This window comes from Achromobacter sp. NPDC008082 (assembly GCF_042957345.1).
Lineage (GTDB): Bacteria > Pseudomonadota > Gammaproteobacteria > Burkholderiales > Burkholderiaceae_B > Achromobacter > Achromobacter kerstersii_A.
Genome location: NZ_JBIBIB010000001.1, coordinates 37,898 through 55,245, shown reverse-complemented (window position 1 = coordinate 55,245; position 17,348 = coordinate 37,898). Strand labels below are relative to the sequence as shown.

The 17,348-nt window shown below is 64.0% G+C and carries 15 protein-coding genes; 5 read left to right on the top strand and 10 right to left on the bottom strand.

Annotated features, from left to right (window positions below; all coding sequences use genetic code 11):
• Window positions 1-32: 32 nt before the first annotated feature.
• Complete coding sequence (locus ACFZAI_RS00325; protein ID WP_391565043.1) at window positions 33-695, top strand: glutathione S-transferase family protein; 663 nt, start codon at window positions 33-35, stop codon at window positions 693-695.
• A gap of 81 nt (window positions 696-776) precedes the next feature.
• Here ACFZAI_RS00325 and ACFZAI_RS00320 read toward each other — a convergent pair whose 3' ends face one another.
• The 3 genes from ACFZAI_RS00320 to ACFZAI_RS00310 are packed head-to-tail and all read right to left on the bottom strand — an operon-like array spanning window position 777 to window position 3,642.
• Window positions 777-1,904 (bottom strand): deoxyguanosinetriphosphate triphosphohydrolase, encoded by a 1,128-nt coding sequence (locus ACFZAI_RS00320; protein ID WP_391565042.1) that lies wholly within the window; start codon window positions 1,902-1,904, stop codon window positions 777-779.
• Between the two features lie 23 nt (window positions 1,905-1,927).
• Window positions 1,928-3,004, bottom strand: a complete 1,077-nt coding sequence (aroB, locus tag ACFZAI_RS00315; protein ID WP_054420828.1) for a 3-dehydroquinate synthase — start codon at window positions 3,002-3,004, stop codon at window positions 1,928-1,930.
• Complete coding sequence (locus ACFZAI_RS00310; RefSeq protein ID WP_391565041.1) at window positions 3,001-3,642, bottom strand: shikimate kinase; 642 nt, start codon at window positions 3,640-3,642, stop codon at window positions 3,001-3,003. The genes aroB and ACFZAI_RS00310 overlap by 4 nt, the downstream gene beginning before the upstream one ends.
• Before the next feature lie 114 nt (window positions 3,643-3,756).
• On the opposite strand from ACFZAI_RS00310, the gene ACFZAI_RS00305 reads away from it, so the two are divergent.
• Window positions 3,757-6,204 carry a penicillin-binding protein 1A gene (locus tag ACFZAI_RS00305; RefSeq protein ID WP_391565040.1) on the top strand — a complete coding sequence of 816 codons (2,448 nt, stop codon included), beginning with the start codon at window positions 3,757-3,759 and terminating at the stop codon, window positions 6,202-6,204.
• 57 nt (window positions 6,205-6,261) lie between these two features.
• Here the strand turns inward: ACFZAI_RS00305 and ACFZAI_RS00300 are convergent, their stop codons facing one another.
• The 6 genes from ACFZAI_RS00300 to hydA all read right to left on the bottom strand — a co-directional run bounded on the left by ACFZAI_RS00300 (window position 6,262) and on the right by hydA (window position 14,381).
• On the bottom strand, window positions 6,262-7,914 hold the full coding sequence (locus ACFZAI_RS00300) for an ABC transporter ATP-binding protein (RefSeq protein ID WP_391565039.1): 1,653 nt from the start codon (window positions 7,912-7,914) through the stop codon (window positions 6,262-6,264).
• Between the two features lies 1 nt (window position 7,915).
• Entirely contained in the window at window positions 7,916-8,812 is an 897-nt protein-coding gene (locus ACFZAI_RS00295) for an ABC transporter permease (protein WP_391565038.1), read from the bottom strand.
• Between the two features lie 10 nt (window positions 8,813-8,822).
• Window positions 8,823-9,764 carry an ABC transporter permease gene (locus ACFZAI_RS00290; RefSeq protein ID WP_391565037.1) on the bottom strand — a complete coding sequence of 314 codons (942 nt, stop codon included), beginning with the start codon at window positions 9,762-9,764 and terminating at the stop codon, window positions 8,823-8,825.
• A 6-nt stretch (window positions 9,765-9,770) separates the two neighbouring features.
• The gene (locus ACFZAI_RS00285; RefSeq protein ID WP_391565036.1) at window positions 9,771-11,372 is read right to left on the bottom strand and encodes an ABC transporter substrate-binding protein; all 1,602 of its coding nucleotides are present in this window, start codon (window positions 11,370-11,372) and stop codon (window positions 9,771-9,773) included.
• Window positions 11,373-11,441: 69 nt separating this feature from the next.
• Complete coding sequence (locus tag ACFZAI_RS00280) at window positions 11,442-12,884, bottom strand: amidohydrolase family protein (protein WP_391565034.1); 1,443 nt, start codon at window positions 12,882-12,884, stop codon at window positions 11,442-11,444.
• Window positions 12,885-12,932: 48 nt separating this feature from the next.
• Window positions 12,933-14,381 (bottom strand): dihydropyrimidinase, encoded by a 1,449-nt coding sequence (hydA, locus tag ACFZAI_RS00275; protein ID WP_391565033.1) that lies wholly within the window; start codon window positions 14,379-14,381, stop codon window positions 12,933-12,935.
• Window positions 14,382-14,698: 317 nt separating this feature from the next.
• On the opposite strand from hydA, the gene ACFZAI_RS00270 reads away from it, so the two are divergent.
• Window positions 14,699-15,379: a GntR family transcriptional regulator gene (locus ACFZAI_RS00270; protein WP_054421363.1), complete on the top strand. Its 681-nt coding sequence runs from the start codon at window positions 14,699-14,701 to the stop codon at window positions 15,377-15,379.
• A 127-nt stretch (window positions 15,380-15,506) separates the two neighbouring features.
• On the opposite strand, the gene cyaY is transcribed toward ACFZAI_RS00270, so the two are convergent.
• Window positions 15,507-15,836, bottom strand: a complete 330-nt coding sequence (gene cyaY, locus ACFZAI_RS00265; RefSeq protein ID WP_054420836.1) for an iron donor protein CyaY — start codon at window positions 15,834-15,836, stop codon at window positions 15,507-15,509.
• On the opposite strand from cyaY, the gene ACFZAI_RS00260 reads away from it, so the two are divergent.
• Both ACFZAI_RS00260 and lysA read left to right on the top strand, forming a co-directional pair.
• Entirely contained in the window at window positions 15,787-16,047 is a 261-nt protein-coding gene (locus tag ACFZAI_RS00260; protein ID WP_391565032.1) for a lipoprotein, read from the top strand. The genes cyaY and ACFZAI_RS00260 overlap by 50 nt on opposite strands.
• Entirely contained in the window at window positions 16,044-17,336 is a 1,293-nt protein-coding gene (lysA, locus tag ACFZAI_RS00255; RefSeq protein ID WP_391565031.1) for a diaminopimelate decarboxylase, read from the top strand. The genes ACFZAI_RS00260 and lysA overlap by 4 nt, the downstream gene beginning before the upstream one ends.
• Window positions 17,337-17,348 lie beyond the last annotated feature (12 nt).

The window sequence follows — 17,348 nt, the reverse complement described above, 5'->3', positions numbered from 1 at the left end:
TCGACTTGGATAATCCCTGCGTAAGGACTGGCATGTACACCCTGATCATCGGCAATAAGAATTACTCCTCGTGGTCGTTGCGGCCATGGCTGGCCCTGCGCGCAACCGGCATTGCCTTTACTGAGCAAAAGCTCGGGTTTTTCACGGAAGAGTTTTCACGCAAGGTAGGTGCGGTGTCGCCCGCCGGTCTGGTGCCCGTGCTGCTGGACCGTGATTTCGCCGTCTGGGATTCGCTGGCCATCTGCGAGTACGTGGCCGAGCAGCGCCCCGAGGCGCAGTTGTGGCCGAAGGACGCGCATGCACGCGCCCGCGCCCGCTCGCTGTCGGCGCAAATGCACAGCGGCTTTACCGCGCTGCGCAACGCCATGCCGATGAACATCGAGGCGCACCTGCCCGGCATCAAGTTCCCGGAAGCCGCGCAGCAGGATGTGTCGCGGCTGCAAGCCATCTGGCACGACACCCGCGCAGAATTCGGCCGGGGCGGGCCGTTCCTGTTCGGCGCATTTTCCATTGCCGACGCGTTCTTTGCGCCGGTGGTGTCGCGCTTCACCACCTATGGCATCCCCGCCGCGGGCGCGGTGCGTGACTACATGGACGCGGTGCTGGCGCTGCCCGCCATGCAGGACTGGATGCGCGATGCGCGCGCAGAAGCCACCTTCGTGCCCGAAGACGAACCCTACCGCAAGCACCGCTAGCCAGCGGTGATGGCGGCATGGGCGGCATGGGCGCCAATGCCGCCAATGCCGGCGGCTCTGACGGCGGCGGGCCGGCCGCGATCAGCCCATCTCGAACAGGCGTTTGTGTTCGCGGATGGCGTAGCGGTCGGTCATGCCGGCGATGTAATCGGAAATGGCGCGGGCCTGCTCATTGAAGGCGGGCCTGCGGTAATCGGGCGGCAGCAACCGCGGATCATCGAGAAACGCCGCGAACAGTTCGCGCACGATGCGGCGCGCCTTGGCCGTCATGCGCAGCACCTGATAGTGCCGGTACAGGTTGTCGAACAAGAACTTCTTCAACGCATCCGCTTCGCGGCGAATCTCGTCCGAGAACCCCGCAAGCGGCGGTGAGCGGCGCACATCATCCGCGCTGGCGGGCGCGGCGTCGCGGATGCGCGCAAGCGAGGTGTGCGTCAGGTCGACGATCAGCGTGTTGATCATGCGGCGGATGGTCTCCGCCACGGCGCGGCGCTGAGCCAGCTCGGGGTAGCGTTTCAGCACGTCGGCGTGATGGCGCTCGAAGATCGACACGTCTTTCAATTGTTCAAGCGTGATCAGCCCGGAACGCAGCCCGTCATCAATATCGTGGTTGTTGTAGGCGATCTCGTCCGCCAGGTTGGCCAGCTGCGCTTCCAGCGACGGCTGCGTGCGCGAGAGGAAGCGTTCGCCCACATCACCCAGCTGACGCGCGTGCGCCACCGAACAATGCTTCAGGATGCCTTCACGCGTTTCAAAGCAAAGGTTCAAGCCGTTGAAGTCCGCATAGCGCTCCTCAAGCTCGTCCACCACGCGCAGGCTTTGCAGGTTGTGCTCAAAACCCCCCGCCTCGGGCGCAAGCTCGCGCATGCAGGCGTTGAGCTCGTCTTGCCCGGCATGGCCGAACGGCGTGTGGCCCAAGTCATGCGCAAGCGAGATGGCTTCGGTCAGGTCTTCCGACAACCGCAGGCTGCGCGCCAGCGTGCGCGCAATCTGCGCCACTTCCAGGCTATGCGTAAGGCGGGTGCGGAACAGGTCGCCTTCGTGGTTCACGAAGACCTGCGTCTTGTATTCCAGACGGCGGAACGCGCCGGAATGAACGATGCGGTCGCGGTCGCGCTGAAACTCGGTGCGGTTTTCAGGCGGCGGTTCAGCGTAAGTCCGGCCGCGCGATTGAGACGGGTCGGATGCGTAGGAAGCCAGTTCTTTCATCTGCAACACCGTCTCCATCACGGTTACTGAGTGGTCCGTGCCAAGACGGCGCGCACGGCGTCGTCCGGGGCGGCGCGCATGAATGCTTCGCCGATGCGGGGCATGAGCACGTAGCGGATTGAGCCGCCTTCGGTCTTCTTGTCGACCTGCATCAAGTCCAGCCAGCGGTCCGCGCCCAGGTCGGGCGCCACGACCGGGCAGCCAATGGCCGCCACCAGCGCGCGCACGCGCTCGACATCGGCCCGGGCAAAGCCCGCCACGTCGGCGGACAGCTCGGCCGCTTGCACCATGCCGCAGCCCACGGCTTCGCCGTGCAGCCAGGCGCCATAGCCCAGCCCCGATTCGATGGCGTGGCCAAAGGTGTGGCCCAGGTTCAGGATGGCGCGCAGACCGGACTCGCGTTCGTCCTTGCCCACCACCTGCGCCTTCAGTTCGCACGAACGGCGGATGGCGTAAGCGACGGCCTGCGGGTCCAGGGCGCGCAATTTTTGCGCATTGTCTTCGCACCACGTCCAGAAATCCGGGTCCAGGATCAGGCCGTATTTGATGACTTCCGCCAGCCCGGCCGACACTTCGCGCGCAGGCAGCGTGTTCAGCACATCGGTATCGATTTCCACCGCAACCGGCTGGTAAAACGCGCCGATCATGTTCTTGCCCAGCGGGTGGTTCACCGCCGTTTTGCCGCCCACGGACGAATCCACCTGCGCCAGCAACGTCGTGGGCACTTGCAGGAAGCGCACGCCACGCATATAGACGGCGGCGGCGAACCCGGTCATGTCGCCAATGACGCCGCCACCCAGCGCGACCAGCACGCAGCGGCGGTCCAGGCGATGGGTCAGCAAGGCGTCAAAGATCAGGTTCAGCGACTGCCAGTCTTTGTAGGCTTCGCCGTCAGGCAGTTCAATGCGCAGTACGCGCTTGCCGGTGCGGGCCAATGCCGCTTCGGCGCGTTCGCCGTACAGCGCCGCCACCGTGGGGTTGGTGACGACCGCAATCGCGGTGGCGTCGGCGGGAATGCATTGGTCCAGGGCATCGATGCGGCCGGGGCCGATGTGGATGGGATAGCTTCCGCCCGGGGTGTCGACGTCAACAACGTTCATATACGCTTCTCAAAGGCTTGTAATTGCGGCAGCAACGCCTTGACCAGGGTGTGGATAGGCATCGCGCCCGTTTCCACCACCAGGTCGGCGACTTCCTTGTAGAGGGGTTCCCTCAGGGTCATCAGGTCGCGCAGCGTGCCGCGGGGGTCGGCCGTGGCCAGCAAGGGGCGGTTACGGTCGCGGCAAGTACGGCGGAACAATTCGTCCACGCTGGCCCTCAAATACACCACGATGCCGCGTTCGTGCAGCCGCTGACGATTTTCCGGCGCCAAGATCGCGCCCCCGCCGGTTGCAAGAATAATGTTGCGCCGTTGGGTACACTCTTCCAAGGCGGCGGACTCTCGGCGACGAAAACCGGCTTCGCCCTCGATTTCGAAGATAACCGGCACCCGCACGCCGCAACGCGCCTCGAGCTCATGATCCAAATCCATAAACTCGCGCCCCAGCGCACGCGCCAGGCTACGGCCGATGGTGGTCTTGCCTGCGCCCATCATCCCGACCAGGAAGACGGGCAGGTCGTGCGGCAACGACACGATCTTGCCTGTGCACTCCACGGCGCAAGGCAAGTTTTCAGGCGCCTCGTCGGAGGGCGCTGGGTCCGGGTCAGCCTCCGGACATGAGTGGGCGGAAAAGTTCATGTCGGCATTATCACATCTGCCGCTAGTTGCCCGCGCACCACACAGAACTATCTTGTTACAGAAACCGATCCCGAGCGCTGAGCCGGGACCGGAGTTACCCGTAAAATCGCCGCGATGAGCAAGCCCCAGAATTCCTCCAAGAAAGACAAGCCCGCCAAGAGCGGCTCCCCGATCCTGCGATTCTTCGTAAAAACCGGCATCTTCTGTGCCGGCCTGTTCCTGTGCGGCGTATTGCTGGCGGGAATGGCGCTGGCGCTGGCCTGGCCCAACCTGCCAGACCTGAACGCCATGACGGACTATCGCCCGCGGGTGCCGCTGCGCGTCTATACGGCGGATCGCGTCCTGATCGGCGAATTTGGCGAAGAACGCCGCAACGTGCTGCGTTTCAATGAAATTCCGGACGTCATGAAGTCCGCGGTGCTGGCGGCCGAGGATGACCGCTTCTACCAGCACGGCGGTATCGACTGGACCGGCGTGGTGCGCGCGGGCCTGACGAACCTGATCAACATGTCGAAGACGCAGGGCGCCAGCACGATCACGATGCAGGTTGCGCGCAACTTCTATCTGTCGTCGGAAAAGACGTATTCGCGCAAGTTCTACGAACTGCTGCTCACGTTCAAGATCGAATCCGAGCTCACCAAGGACCAGATCCTTGAGCTCTACATGAACCAGATCTACCTGGGCCATCGCGCATACGGCTTCGCAGCCGCCTCGCGCACGTACTTCGGCAAGCCGCTGTCGGAAGTGACGCCGGCCGAAGCCGCCATGCTGGCCGGCATTCCGAAGGCGCCTTCGCGCTTCAACCCGATTTCAAACCGCCCCCGCGCCGAGCTGCGCCAGCGCTATGTGCTGGGCCGCATGCAGTCGCTGGGCTACCTAACCGAGCCCGAATACAAGCAAGCGATGGCGCAGCAGATCGTCATGAAGTCGGCGGAAGGCACGCCGGCTGGCGGTTATTCCATCCATGGCGAGTACGTGGCGGAATTGGCGCGCCAGCTGCTGTTCAACGTCTACCAAGACAACGTCTACTCGCGCGGCATCAACATCTACACCACCGTGCAGTCGAAGGACCAGGAAGCGGCGTACCGTGCCGTGCGTGAAGGCGTGCTGGAATACACGCGCCGCGCGCCCTACCCCGGCCCCGAGGAACAACTGGACCTGCCCCCGGGCACCGAAAACAATCCGGCGGCGCTGGACGAATTCCTGGACGGCGTGTTCGACAAGTTCAGCGATAGCGGCGACCTGCTCACCGCGCTGGTCCTGTCGGCCAGCCCCACCGAAGTGAAGCTCGCGCGCAGCTCGCGCGAAATCATCACGGTGACCGACAAGAAGGTGCTGGGCGTGGTCGCCCGCGCACTGAACGACAAGGCCAAGCCCGAACAGCGCATCAAGCGCGGCTCGGTGGTCTACATCCGCAAGTTCGGCGACAACTGGGAAATCATCAACCTGCCTTCGGTGCAGGCGGCGTTCGTGGCCCTGTCGCCGCAAGACGGCGCCATCCGCGCCATGGTTGGCGGCTTCGACTTCTATCGCGGCAACTTCAACCGCGTGACGCAAGCGTGGCGCCAGCCGGGCTCGAACATCAAGCCCTTCATCTACGCCGCCTCGCTGGAGCGCGGCCTGACGCCGGCCACGCAAATCTCTGACCAGCCGTTCGAACTGACCGCCGCGCAAACCGGCTCCAAGGCCTGGAACCCCAAGAACTACGGCAACCAGTACGAACCGATGCTGACGTTGCGCCAGGGCTTGTACAAGTCGAAGAACATGGTGTCGATCCGCATCCTGCAAGCCATTGGCCCGCAGTACGCGCAGGACTACCTGACCCGTTTCGGCTTTGACAAGGCCCGCCAGCCGGCCGTGCTGCCGCTGGCCTTGGGCGCAGGCTCCGTCACGCCGCTGCAACTGGCCGGCGCGTTCTCGGTATTCGCCAACGGCGGCTACCGCGTCACGCCCTATCTGATTGATCGTGTCGTCGACAGCAACGGCAAGGTCATCATGCAATCCAAGCCGGTTGTAGCGGGCGACGCCGCCGCCCGCGCAATTGATCCGCGCACCGCCTGGGTCATGGACGACATCCTGCGCGGCGTGGCCACCTACGGCACCGCGGCGCGCGCCCGCGTCCTGCTCAAGCGCAACGACATTGCCGGCAAGACGGGCACGACCAACGAATCCGTGGACGCCTGGTTCTCGGGCTACACGCCGAATCTGGTTGCGACGGCCTGGCTGGGCTTTGACCAGCCGAAGTCGCTGGGTTCGCGCGAAACGGGTGGCGGCGTCGCCATGCCGATCTGGGTCGACTACATGCAAGACGTGCTCAAGGGCGTGCCGGAAGAAAAGCCGCGTGCGCGCCCCGACGGCCTCATCGTGGAAAACGGCGAGTTCTACTTCTCGGAATTCCCGCCCGGGCAGGCCGTAGCCCGCCTGGGGCTGGCCGAAGCCGACACGCTGGGCGAGTTCCTGCACGGCCTGGGCAGCAGCAGCAACGAAGACACAAAGATCAAGGTGGCGCCCGGCGTCGGCACGCAAAACGCCGCGCCCTGGTCGCAGAAGATCCCGTTCTGATGCAAAAAGGCCGGCCTGTGATGGGCCGGCCTTCAGTTGCTGATGAGCAGCCGGCTTCTACTGAAGCACCGCTTCGGCCGGCCTGAATCGCTTGAAATCCCAATGCCGGCCCGGCGCGGCGTCCAGCAACTGGCGCGTGTAGCCATCCTGCGGCCGGGTCAGCACCGCAGCCGCTTCCCCTGCCTCGACGATCTGCCCCGACTTCATCACGACAATCGAATCGCAGATCTGCGCCGCCACGCGCAGGTCGTGTGTGATGAACAGCACCGCCGTATCGGTACGGGTGCGTATGTCTTCAATCAGTTCCAGCACCTGCGCCTGTACCGACACGTCCAACGCGGAGACTGCCTCGTCGGCGATCAGGATGTCGGGCCGCAGGGCCAGGGCGCGCGCAATGCAGATGCGCTGGCGCTGCCCGCCCGAGAACTGATGCGGATAGCGCTCCATGGTGTCCGCGCCCAGCCCGACGATATCCAGCAGCTCTATCGCCCGCGCTTGCGCCTCGTCTTGCGGCACGCCGAAGTTGCGCATGCCCTCGATAATCGAATCGCCCACGCGAAGGCGCGCATTCAGCGACCGGTACGGATCCTGGAACACCACCTGGATGCGCTTGCGCACGGGATGGAATTCCCGTTTGCTGGCCGTGGCGATTTCGGTGCCATCCAGACGCACGCTGCCAGAGCTGGGATCGATCAGGCGAGCGATGCAACGCGCCAGGGTGGACTTACCCGAACCGGATTCACCCACGATGCCCACGATCTCTTTCTTGCGCAGCGTGAAGCTGACATCGCGCACCGCGTGCACCGCGCGCTTTGCCTTGAAGAAACCGCGCACGCTATAGGTCTTTTGCAGACCGTTGACGACCAGCACAGGTTCGCCCTTGGGCGCCTGCCGAGACGACGGCGCCAGCCCCGGCACCGATGACACCAGCATGCGGGTGTAAGCCTCTTTCGGACGCGCCAGCACCTCGTCGCGCGTACCCACCTCGACCAGCTTTCCGCGGTTCATCACCGCAATGCGGTCGGCAATTTCCGCCACCACGCCGAAGTCATGCGTGATGAACAGCACCGCGGTGTTGTGCGACTTCTGCAACTCCAGAATCAACGCCAGGATCTGCTTCTGGGTAGTCACGTCCAGCGCGGTGGTGGGCTCATCGGCGATCAGCAGCTTGGGGTTCAGAATCAGCGCCATGCAGATGACGATGCGTTGGCGTTGTCCGCCGGAAAGCTGATGAGGATAGGACTGGTAGATGCGTTCCACGTCCGGCAGCCGCACCGACTCCAGCATGTCCAGGATCTTGCGCTTGCGCGAGGCCGCGTCCATGGCGCTATGGGTGCGCAGTACCTCGTCGATCTGCCAGCCCACCGTGCGCACTGGATTGAGCGCCGTCATGGGCTCCTGGAAAACCATGGACATGCGGGTCGCGCGTAGTTCGCGCAGGCGCTCCGGCGTGCACGCCAGCACGTCTTCGCCGTCAAGCAGGATGCGCCCCGCGCTGGGCCGCAGCGCATCCGGCGCCAGCAGGCCCATTACCGAAAATGACGTTACGGATTTGCCCGATCCGGACTCCCCGACCACACACAGTGTTTCACCCGCGTGTATGTCAAAGCTGATGCCTTCGACCACGTGGCGCGGCTCATCCGCCGGCGCGCCTACGAGCGACACCGACAGATTCTGCACTTGCAGCACGGGCATTGTGGAATCGTTCATGTCAGACCCTTCTCGCCATCTTGGGATCTAGGGCATCGCGCATGGCGTCACCCAGCATGTTCACGCTAAGCACGGTCAGCGCCAGGAACACGCCTGGCAGCAGAATGAGCTCTGGCTTGATCTGGAAGTACATCCTGCCTTCCGCGATCACGTTGCCCCAAGACGGAAACTCTGGCGGCATACCGACGCCCAGGAAGCTCATGACCGCCTCGGACAGCATGGCGGACGCAAAGATGAAGGTGCCCTGCACGATCAGCGGCGCCACCGTGTTCGGCACCAGATGGCGCAGCATCAGCACGTGCGTGGGCGTGCCCAGCGAAATGGCGGCTTCTACATAGGGCTCGTCACGCAGGCTCAGGATCAGGCCGCGTACCAGGCGCACCACTCGCGGAAACTCAGGCACGGCAATAGCGATGAGCACCGTCAACATGCTGGCGCCGGTTACCGCCACCAGCGCGATGGCAAGCAGGATGCTCGGCACGGACATGATGCCGTCCATGACGCGCATGATGACCATGTCCGCCGTGCGAAAGTAGCCCGCGATCACGCCTAGCGCCAGCCCGGGTATCAACGCGGCAACCGCCGTGCCCGCCCCGATCATCAGCGAAATGCGTGCGCCATGGACCACGCGTGACAGCACGTCGCGGCCATAGGCGTCGGTGCCAAACCAGTGCTCGGCGGAAAAGCCCTTCAGGCGCTGCATGGGATTGATCGCCATCGGGTCAGCCAGGCCCAGCAGGTTGGCCGAGACAGCGGCCAGGACGATAAGCGCAAGCGCCGCCAGCGCCGCCATAACCGGCCAGGTGGACAGCGTGCGAACCAGCGCGGACGCGGGTCGCTTGCGGATGGCAGGCGCAACGCCGGCCCCACCCGCGATCGAGTGTATGGAAGTGGACATGCAAGTTCCTTCAATAACGGATGCGCGGATCGAACACCGAGTACAGAACGTCGATGGTCAGGTTCACACCGATGTAGACCAGTGAAAACAGCAGAATCAGCCCTTGGATCAGCGGATAATCCCGGGCCAGCACGGACTCGACCACCAGCCGGCCCAGGCCGGGCAGGTTGAACACCGATTCCGTGACGACCACGCCGCTGATTAGTAACGCGATGCTCACGCCGATCACGGTGATGATGGGAACAGCCGCAGTTCGCAACGCATGCGCCATCATCACGGCACGTTCGGTGATGCCCTTGGCGCGCGCGGTGCGAATGAAGTCTTCGCCCATCACCTCCAGCACGCTGCTGCGTGCAATGCGCGCGATCAAGGCGACAAAGCCCGTGCTCAGTGCGATGGTGGGCAGCAGCAGGTGCAGGCCGAAGGCCACCAAGCCTGCCGACGGCGACTTATAGCCTTGTACCGGCAGCCACCCCAGCTTCATGGCAAACAGCAGGATCAGCGCGTAGCCGGTGACAAAGATGGGCACCGAAAAGCCCAGCACCGAAAATGCCATCACCGCCCGGTCTGTCCGGGTGCCGCGCCGCCACGCCGAGAACACGCCCAGCGGCACCGCGATCAGCGTCGACAGCAGGATGGTCGACAGCGCCAGCGCCAGCGACGGCCCCACGCGGGCACTGATCATCGCAGTGACGGGCGTGCCCGAATGCAGCGACACGCCCAAATCGCCTTGCAGCACCTGGCCGCCCCAAAGAAGGAACTGGGTGGCTAGCGACCGGTCCAGCCCCATGTGCTCGCGAATCTGGGCCAGCTGCGTCTCGGTGGCCGCATCACCTGCCAGCATCAGCGCCGGATCCCCCGGCGTCAGACGCAGCAGGCAAAACACCAGCACGGCCACCGTCAGCACCACGGGAACGGTTGCGAGGATGCGTCTGAGTAGGTAGCTGAACATGCTGGCTTACCGGCTTTTCTTGATGTTCCAGAACACCGGCGCGGGTGATTCCAACACGCCCGACAGCTTCTTGCTGTAGGCGGCGGCGGTCTCGATCTGGCCCAGTGTGACGGCTACGCCTTCGTCCAGCATCACGTCTTGAAGCTGGTCGGCGATCTGCTTGCGTTCCGGTTCCGTCGCCGCCACCAGGAACTGATCACGCAGTGCCTCGACTTGCGGCACGGTCGGCCAGCCGAACCAGGCCTTCTCGCCGTTGGCCGACACGCCATAGTTGCGCAGCGGGTCCATGATTTCGCTGACGTGCCACGTCGTCACGAAAATACTCCAGCCGCCCTTGGCGGGCACGTCGCGGTTGGCGCGGCGCGACAGCATGGTCATAAAGTCCATGGCCTGCAATTGAACGTTGAAGCCCGCCTGGCGCAACTGCTGCGCCATCACCACGGGAATGGCGGACGCCATGGCGATGTCGGTGGCATGCAGGATCACGACGGGCGCGCCGTCATACTTGGCCTCCTTCAGCAGCGCCTTCGCCTTGTCGATATTGGACGGCACGATCATGTCGGCACGGGTATCGCTGGAATACGGCAGGCCGCAGCCGAACACCGCGCCGCAAGTCTTGAAGAACTCCGGATCGCCCACCTGCGCCTTCAGGATGTCGTCCTGCCCGACCGCATACATGGCGGCCTGGCGCACCAGCTTGTTGTCGAAGGGCGCATGAAGCTGGTTGAAGCGGTACATGGGCTGGTAGCCCATCTTGTCCAGCACGCGCAACGTCACGTCCGGTGCACTTCTTACCATCGGCACCAGGTCAAAAGGCACGGTCTCGATGTAATCGACCTCTCCGCCCAGCAGGGCATTGACGGTCGTCATCGGGTCGGCCATGGCCACCCATTCCACGCGATCCACGTTGACCACCTTGCCGCCGGCCGTCCAGCTGGGCGCTTCCTTGCGCGGCACGTAGTCGGTGTTCTTTTCGTAGACCGTCTTCACGCCCGGCTGGAATTCCTTCTGCACGAACTTGAAGGGCCCGGACCCGGTGTAATCGCTGATGGCCTGCGCCACCGGCGTTTGCGCCACGCGCTTGGGCATCATGAAGCTGGGCAGCCCGCTGGGCTTGCCCAGTGCGGACAGCACGTCCGCCGGCGCCGTCAGCACGATCTTGAAAGTCTTGTCATCGATGACGTCCATCGATGCAACCAAGGGCATGAGCTGGCGGCCGGTCTTGTCCGACTGTGCCCATCGCTGAATCGAAGCCACGCAGTCCTCGGCCTTCACGGTGGTGCCATCGTGCCATTTCAACCCATCGCGCAGCGTGAACGTATAGGTCTTGCCGTCCGGCGAGACTTCCCATTTGTCCGCCATCTGCGGCTGGACCTTGTTGTTCGCATCCGTCGCCAGCAGCGTGTCGTAGATCATGTAGGCGTGGTTGCGCGTCTGGTGCGACGCCGTCAGCACGGGGTCCAGCACCGTTAATTTGCTGGCCATCACCACAGTCAGGGTTTGCGCCTGCGCGGGCGCCCAAGCCAGGGCAGCGGCGCAAGCCAGCGCGGCGCCGACGTGGCCCAGGCTGTAGCGGGATTCAACTCTTTGAGCGTTCAGAAAAGCCATGTCATTCCCTTGAAGTTTTTATGGAAAAACGGGGCCTGTTCCGGCCCTTCGGATGGAGTTGCGATCAGGTCACACGACGTCAAATGACAGCGGCGACATCTGTTGTGCGCTGCGGCCGGCCACCAGATCGCGCGAAGGCACCAACGCCTCGGCGCGGCGCTGGGCCTCGTCCACCTGCTCGGCGGCCTTGCGGTAATCCAGCGAATGCACCTGTCCTTCGTGCAGCACACGGCGGCCGTCGATGTACACGGTGTGCACGGCGCGGTCCGCAGCGGCGTAAACCAGACTGCGCACGGGATCGCGCGATGGGCGCATCAAGTGATGCGTCATGTCCACCATCACGAGGTCGGCGCGCGCACCCACCGCGATGCGGCCCAGGTCTTCTCGGCCCAGCGCCTTCGCGCCCCCAACCGTCGCGGCGTGGAACACTTCGCCGGTGGTGACCGCGCGTGGTGTTTGCGCCATCAAGCGAGCCAAGTAACCCACGTGGCGCATTTCCTCGATCATGTTGTGAGGATAGGTGTCCGTGCCGATACCCAGGTTGATACCCGCGCGGCGATAGCGTCCAAAGTCGCGCAACGCCATGCCCCGGCGCATGAAGACCGTGGGGCAATGCGCCACGCTGGCGCCCGTTTCGGACAGGATGGACAGGTCGGTCGCCGTGCCCCAGTGCGTATTCGGATGGTCGTCCACAAAGATCCCGTGCCCCACGATGCTGCCGGGATCCAACACGCCCAGACTGTGCAGCCACTGAACGGGTGTAAGCCCATGGCGGCGCGTGATTTCGTGAAATTCCGGAAGCGACTGTGCGGCATGTGTCTGCCAGCCGATGCCGCGACGCTTCGCCTCTTGATGACTGGCCTTCAGCAGTTCGGGCGTGCAGGTGTCGATCTGCGCGGGCACCAGCATTCCCGTCAGGCGGCCGCACTCGTGCGCCTCGGCCTTGTCGATCAGCGCCAGCGCGCGCTCCATGCCCGCCTCGCCCGCCTTCTCGTTCCAGTCGTACTCCACCACATGGCCGTTGCGCGTGTACCAGCGCGCCGAGCGGAACATGGGCGCGATATAAGCCCGCAGGCCGCTTTGCACCATGATGTCGATCCAGTGCTCGTGCGCGACTGACATGTCCACGACGGTCGTCACGCCCGACATCAGCAGTTCGGCGGCGGCCAGCGTCAACTGCGCGGGCGCAGCTTCGTCGTCGCCTTCCATCGTGGGCATGTACTCGTACAGATTCGAGTTGTACAGGCCCGGTGACCCGGTTTCGTCCGTGTAGCCCTTGTTGATGGGTTCATGCACCAGATGGCTGTGGATGTCCACCAGGCCCGGCATCACCATCATGCCGCTGCCGCTGACGATTTGCGCATCCGGCGTGGCCGCCTGCGCCCCCGTCCCGACGTGAGTGATACGACCGTCCGCAAACGCCACGTCGGCGTTCTTCATGTAGACGTGCTGCTGGCGCGTGTCGTCCCAGGCAACTACGAATTCCGCGTTCTTGATCAAGGTAGTCTTCAACGCAATTTCCTCCGAAATGATCTTCGAGTGTCCATGTGGCGCGTGGCGTTAGCGCCAGTCTGGCCGCGTGCCCTTGCGGGCGCTTGGCGGCGCCAGGCTGGGCAGCCCGCGCGGCAAAAACTTTCCTTGACCCGGCGCGCCCGTAAAGCGCTTGCCGTCCCAAACGACTTGTCCACGCAGCAGCGTCATCGCGGGCCACGCCCGCAGCGTCATGCCCGCGTACGGCGTGTAGTCCACCGCGTGGTGCAGGTGTTCGTTCGCAAGCGTGAATTCACGCTCTTCCCAGATCACCAGGTCGGCATCGCTGCCGATGGCCAGCGTGCCCTTTCGCGGGTACAGGCCATAGGCGCGCGCCGGCTGGGTCGCGGTCAGCTCTACGAAGCGGTTCAGGCTGATGCGACCGGCCAGCACCCCTTCGGAATACAGCAACGGCATGCGCGTTTCGATGCCGGGGATGCCATTCGGAATATGACGGAATGCCACCTCTTGGCCGCCGGGCGTCTTGCCGTCCTCGCCCGTCAGGTTGAATGGCGAGTGATCGGACGAAAACACTGTGAAAAGGCCGTCTGCCAGCCCCTGCCAGATCTGCTCCTGGCTGGACTTGTCGCGCGGCGGTGGGCTGCACACGCAGCGCGCGCCGAAATAGCTGTCGTCCGTGCCAAGATCCGCGGCGGTCAGCAAGAGGTACTGCGGGCAGGTTTCGGCATAGACATTCAGGCCCTTGGCGCGCGCCTCCCGAATTTGCGCAACCGCTTCGCCGCCCGAGATGTGCACCAGCAGGATGGGCACGTCGATAAGCTCGGACAGAGCGATCGCGCGATGCGCGCCCTCGCGCTCCACCAGCATCGGCCGCGAAACGGCATGAAACCGCGGCGCCGTGCGGCCCGATGCCTCCAGGCGGCGCGTCAGCCAGGCGATGCAGTCGGAGTTCTCGGCATGGATCATCGCCATGCCGCCATGCACGCGCGCCACGTCCAGCACGTCCAGGATCTGGGCGTCGGACAACTTCAGCGCGTCGTACGTCATATACAGCTTGAACGAGGTATAGCCGGCCTCTATCAGGCGCGGCAGTTCCTCAGTCAGCACAGCCGACGTGGGGTCGGTCAGGATCAGGTGAAAGGCATAGTCCACGCAGGCGCGGCCGTCCGCGCGCTGGTGGTAATCGTCAATGGCGGCCTGCACCGTGGCGCCCTTGCGCTGCGCCGCGAAGGGGATCACGGTGGTCGTGCCTCCGCAGGCGGCCGATCGCGTACCGGTGAAAAAGTCATCCGCCAACTTCACGGGCGGCGCCATCGGCTGGTCCAGGTGGCAGTGAGCATCGATGCCGCCGGGCGTGACCACTCGTCCGGCCACATCGATTTCACACATGCCCGGCGCCAAGCCGCGGCCGATCTGCACGATGCGGCCGTCCACGATCCCCAGATCCGCGCGGCAGGTATCGCCGGCCGTTGCCAGCACCGCGTCGCGCAGCACCAGATCAAAACCTTGCTTCGTCATATGCTTCAGCCCGTCTGATCCGCCCTTTCCCTGCCGCGAAGGCGTGGCGGGATGGGCATGATGTGAGCGGATTCTAGGCCGAATACAACAATGATTACGCTAGTGATTACCCTGAAATATACATTTCACGGCCAAATTGTTAACATTATTTTGGCGCTGACTGGCGGGCCTTGTCCACCGGCGGCGGCTGATCGGGTATCTTCACGTTCATCCGCCATGTTGCTGGCAACATGCGGCCTACAAGCGGCAAGCAACCGCTCATTACCCACGGCGGCGATCCCGCCCTGGCTTTTCACGCGCAAACCAAGAACGAGCCCATGGCATCAGACAAACGCGAAAACTCGGTCACCGGCATCTACGAGCGCATCTACCGCGCCATCCTGGACAACCGGCTAAAGCCCGGCACCAAGCTGGTCGAAGAGCGTCTGGCCGAAATCTTTGAAGTCAGCCGGCCGCGCATCCGCGAGGTTCTCGCGCGCCTGGCCCACGAACAGATCGTCGAACTATTCCCCCAGCGCGGCGCCTACGTTGCCAAGCCGTCCATCGAAAAAGCGCGCGACGTCTTCGAGGCGCGCCGGCTGATAGAGCCTGCCGTTGTCCGGCGCCTGACGCAGAACCTTACGCCCGAGAAGCTGGCGCGCCTGCGCGAGCACGTCCTGTTGGAACACGATGCCCGCAAGCGCGACGACAAGCGCGCCATCATCCGGCTGGCGGGCGAATTTCATATTCTGCTGAGCGAGCTGGCGGGCAACGGCGAACTGGCGCGCACCATGCGCGAGCTGTCCACGCTGACCTGCCTGGTCATCTTTCTGTACAACCTGCCCACCGCCACCAGCTGCCGCGACGACGAACATGAGCTCATTACCGAGGCCATTGCTGCGCGCGACGCCCAGCGCGCCGAGGAACTGACGCTGCATCATCTGGAGCACATCGAACAAAGCGTGAAGCTGGAATCGGTGGAAGAATCGGTGGATCTGGAAGAAGTCTTCAAATTCTGAGCCACATTGACCCATGCCCGAGCGAAAATAACGAAAAGCCCCGGGGGATAAAACCCGGGGCTTCTTGGCACCTGAAAAGCCGGACGATGACGGCCGGCCGATTTTTTACTGAGCGGGCACGCCAGCTTTATAGTTTCAGCGTAACGGGCACACCCGCCGCGGCGGAGCAGATTTGAGACAAGGCGTCCGGCATCTGCGGGCCGCCTCGGGTATCGTTCCAGTGCTGGCCGTCGTAGCGGTAGTGAAAGCCGCCGCTGCGCGCGGCGACCCATAGCTCCTGCATGGCGGCCTGGCTGTTCACGACGACGTGGGTATTGTCTTCAAAAACCATCGTCAGCACATTGCCGCTGCGGCTGGTTTCAACATCGACGTCGAGCGAAGCCGCCCAGTCATCGGCCTGGCTTTCGATGCTGTCCAGCACCTGGTCGATCAACGCAAGAAATTCGGTTTCGGTCATAATCGAGCCTGCAAGAATTACGGAGTTCCCAGTGTTCCAATTGGCATTCAGCCGCATGGCTCTTCGCATTGTAGCCACGCTCGTGGCCTCCGGCATGGTCGCGGCCTGCGGGTACAAGGGGCCTTTGTATATGCCGACACCTGACGGCAAGCCGCCCACGCGCTCGCAAACGCCGGCACCGCAAATCCCGCCCGCGCCGTCGATCCCATGACCGCCGCCTTCCCCACGCCGCCAGAACTGGCCGGCCACCCTTACTTCCAGTACCGCAACAACGTACTGTACGCCGAGGATGTGCCGCTGGACCATCTGGCGCATGGGCTAGGCACACCGCTCTACGTCTATTCCCGCGCGGCGCTCAAGGCCGCCTGGGAAACCTACCGCAGCGCCATCGGGCAGCGCCCCGTGCTGGTCTGCTACGGCATGAAGGCCAATTCCAATCTGGCGGTGCTGAAGGAATTCGCACGGCTGGGCGCCGGCTTTGACATCGTGTCGGGCGGCGAACTCAAGCGCGCGCTGGCGGTGGGCGCTGATCCCTCCAAGATCGTGTTTTCCGGCGTAGGCAAACAGGCCTGGGAAATGCGCGCTGCGCTGGCGGCTCACGTGAAGTGCTTTAACGTGGAGTCCGAAGCCGAGCTGCACCGCTTGTCTGACGTCGCCGAAGAAATGGGCGTGCGCGCCCCGGTGTCGCTGCGCGTGAACCCCGACGTGGACGCGCAAACGCACCCCTACATCTCCACCGGCCTGAAAGAAAACAAGTTCGGCATCGCCATTGAATCCGCGCTGGACGTCTATCGCGTTGCGCAGTCTTTGCCGGGCCTGGACATCGTTGGCGTCGATTGCCATATCGGTTCGCAACTGACCGACATCAGCCCCTATTTCGATGCGCTGGAAAAGCTGCTGGACCTGATCGACGCGCTGGATCAGGAAGGCATCCGCATCGCCCACCTGGACCTGGGCGGCGGCCTGGGCATCCGCTACACGGATGAGACGCCCCCGTCACCCAAGGCGCTGCTTGACCGCGTGTTTGAACGCCTGAACGCGCGCGGCCTGGGGCATCTGCATCTGGTGCTGGAACCAGGCCGTTCGCTGGTGGGCAATGCGGGCGTGCTGCTGACCACGGTGCAATACCTGAAGCACGCCGAAGCGCGCAACTTCGCCATTGTCGACGCCGCCATGAACGACCTGCTGCGCCCCGCGCTTTATGAGGCGTTTCATGGCGTGCAGCCGTTGCGCCCGCGCGCGGGCGATCTGGTGGAATACGACATCGTCGGCCCGGTGTGCGAAAGCGCCGACTGGCTGGCTAAACAGCGCAAGCTGGCCATCCAGCAAGGCGATGTGCTGGCGGTGGAATCCGCAGGCGCTTACAGCATGGCGATGGCCAGCAACTACAACACGCGCGCTCGCGCCGCCGAAGTCATGGTGGACGGGGCCAATTACCACGTCGTGCGCCAGCGCGAGTCGCTGGATGATCTGCTGCGCGGAGAATCCACGCTGCCTTGAACGCTGCCCAGG